The sequence below is a fragment of the Candidatus Nitrosarchaeum limnium BG20 genome, from assembly GCF_000241145.1.
In the GTDB taxonomy this organism is placed as follows: domain Archaea; phylum Thermoproteota; class Nitrososphaeria; order Nitrososphaerales; family Nitrosopumilaceae; genus Nitrosarchaeum; species Nitrosarchaeum limnae.
The window spans coordinates 1-2,826 of sequence record NZ_AHJG01000088.1 but is presented as its reverse complement, the minus strand read 5'-3'; the positions used below and the strand labels follow the sequence as shown (position 1 = coordinate 2,826).

Here is a 2,826-nt window from a genome sequence, read left to right as displayed (position 1 = left end):
CTGCTATCTAATTTTACATCGTTAAGTTTTTTAATATTTGTTGATGATTTTCGCATAATCTGCAGTTTTCTATTTGTGAGTATATTAGATCTTTTTGCCAATGAGCATTAAACAATCTGCACTCTGGTTTATTACAAAATGCATCTGCTGTTTCATAGTAAAATATTGCCTGTAGTAGATATCCTTCTATGATTTTTGATAGTCTATAATCATTGTATTCCAGGTATGTTCCTTTGTACTTTTGTTTAATGGTATCAACATTTATGCCCTGAGTGTAATTTGCCATCAATTCTAAATAATACTCTCTTGGCTTTGCAGGCGCTTCGATTATTCCAGTGGTGGAAATTATTGAAGGATTGGCTCCAATTAAGGCCCTTCCATGGTATCTGTAATCGTTATAGTCATAAGTACATGTTAATTTGTTTGTAAAGAATATGTGGAATGAATCTGAATCTCCATCTGGGATTAATTCTGTTAGAATTTTTTGAAGTTCAAATCCATCATACATGATAATATTTTCTGTTTTTGAAGTATTCCTGATGTTTTCTTGCTCAAACACAATTTCATCTCTGTTTGGAATGTGTCTTTCAAATGGTTTTATGAGATTAAAAATTCTGCAAGATGCAATTTTTTCAGCTGTGTCCTTTTTTGAGTATTTTAAAATATTCTCTCTTTTTTCTACTTGCACTGTAAATGTTTGTTTTAGAAAATCAACTAGTCTTTCTAATTGAATTTCAGAAATAGCAGGTTCATCATACAAAAATATTTTTGAAATCTTCAATGATTTGATAAACTATTGATTGTTTATCTTTCTAACTCTTTAATTTTCTCTGCAGTGATTTCAGCAGCTCTTCTGCCTGAAAATAACATTGAGCCATATGTTGGACCCATTCTTGCAAGTCCATGTGTTTCAGTAACTGACATTCCTGCCGCAACTAACCCTGGATACACTTCTCCTGTTTTGTGAACAACGTGTTCTTCACCTTCATTAACATACATTGGATTCATTCCCTTCCATTCTGCTAACCCTCTATCGACCAATCTTTTTACTGCAACAGAATCATGACCTGATGCATCAATTATCATTTTTGCTTCTAATGCAATTGGATCCACACATGTAATGTTTCTTGGTAATGCTGAAACTGGCATCCAATTCACAACAATTCCTGCAACCCTGCCATTTTTCAATACTAAATCATCAAACTTTGTAAGATTAAGAAATTTAACTCCTGCATCACATGCTGCTGCAATTAGCTTTGAAACTGCATGTGGTCCAGGTGTAATGTATAGTCCATCTGAAACTTTTTTGTATGGTACTCCTAATTCATCCCATATTTTTTGAGCAGGCTCTCTTACTGTAACTGGATTCATCATGTAGCCTCCTAACCAATAACCACCACCGAGATAGTTGTTTTGTTCAACTACTAACACTTTGAAACCCATATTGGAAAGATCTCTGCTAGCAGTTAGCCCTGCAGGACCTGCACCGATAATTATTACATCTGACTGTGCCCTATCAATTAAAACTGCATGCCATTCGTTTGCAATTGCACGAGTAATCTCTACTTCACTAACATCTGTGAATATCTTTTCTGATTTTTCTGCAACTGTGGCTTTTTGCATGAAAAAGATACCTCTGAGAACCAATTAATACTTTACCACATGTTTTTTCCACTTTGGAAACTTATGTTGCTGTTTACTTTCTAAAGATCCTCTATACTTGGAACTATATTTTCAGCTCCATCTATCATTGCAAATTCCAAATACCCGCCAACCAAAAGCAATGCCACCACAATTCCTATCTCAATTGATGTGATTAATAACTGCGGTTTTATTGATCTATGTTTGATAATTGCATATATTATCATGTAGCTTCTCGAAATTCCCAAAGAATATGCAACTAACTCCATTATTCCAAATGGCGAAAGATACAAAATTGCAAGAGGTGGAAAATTTGCCAATGCAGGAATTGATGTCACAATTGCGGCAAATGCAAAACCCGTTGACCACCCTGCGAATAACCCCCAAACTAATCCAAATCCTGGAATAAACATTGGCAGTGCAATTGTCAAGTTATGAACAAAAATTCCGAACCCATCAATTCCATCAACAAGATTACTGAATTCATCTAGAAACATGGCAGCTTCTTCTTCATTTACTGTACTAATTGCACCGATTTGGTAAACAGCTGAAAATAACCCCATAAAAATAAAAAAAGTCAAAACTCTTTTTTTGTTGAACATTAAACGAACTTCTTTTTTAGATTATTTGAGCATGTCTGTGTTTTTTTCAAAAAGTATTGTTTTCACATCATGATTTCTTAGGAGAACCTAATTCTACGATGAAATTATTTCTTCAATTAGGAAAATTCCTGTATCTTCATGTAATTCTATCACCTAAACTTCCATATATCAAAAATTTATATCATAAACCAAAGAACTTTCTATTGAATTGACAATATCTAACCTTAAGCAGGCATATCCAGATTCATCTAAACCTAAAATCAATTGGGCACGTATAGAAGAGGCAGAGAATTTTGCAAAAACTGTAAAGTTGTATCGTCAAGGCAAATACGACGAAGACAGCTTTAGACGATTTAGACTGCAACATGGGGCATATGGAACTAGAATGACTAGTGATTATGCCATGGTTAGAATTAAACTCCCAGCAGGGGAAATTTATCCAAATCAACTTGAAAAAATATCTCAACTAAGTGAGCAATTCTCTATTGGTAGTGCTCATTTCTCAACTAGAGAAAATATCCAATTACATTGGGTGATCCTAGAAGATGTATCTGAAATTTTGCGAGGTTTGGCAGAAGTAGGT

The 2,826-nt window shown here is 34.2% G+C and carries 3 protein-coding genes and 1 pseudogene; 1 reads left to right on the top strand and 3 read right to left on the bottom strand.

Annotated elements, in window-relative coordinates:
- Positions 1–13 precede the first annotated feature (13 nt).
- The 3 genes from BG20_RS02645 to BG20_RS02635 form a co-directional block, all read right to left on the bottom strand.
- Positions 14–781 (bottom strand): DUF6775 family putative metallopeptidase, encoded by a 768-nt coding sequence (locus tag BG20_RS02645; protein WP_048097006.1) that lies wholly within the window; start codon positions 779–781, stop codon positions 14–16.
- A gap of 23 nt (positions 782–804) precedes the next feature.
- Positions 805–1,623, bottom strand: a complete 819-nt coding sequence (locus BG20_RS02640) for a sulfide-dependent adenosine diphosphate thiazole synthase (protein ID WP_007401385.1) — start codon at positions 1,621–1,623, stop codon at positions 805–807.
- 80 nt (positions 1,624–1,703) lie between these two features.
- Positions 1,704–2,204 carry a hypothetical protein gene (locus tag BG20_RS02635; protein WP_007401386.1) on the bottom strand — a complete coding sequence of 167 codons (501 nt, stop codon included), beginning with the start codon at positions 2,202–2,204 and terminating at the stop codon, positions 1,704–1,706.
- 247 nt (positions 2,205–2,451) lie between these two features.
- Here BG20_RS02635 and BG20_RS02630 point away from each other — a divergent pair.
- Positions 2,452–2,826 (top strand): annotated as a pseudogene (locus BG20_RS02630) (nitrite/sulfite reductase); the annotation flags it as partial.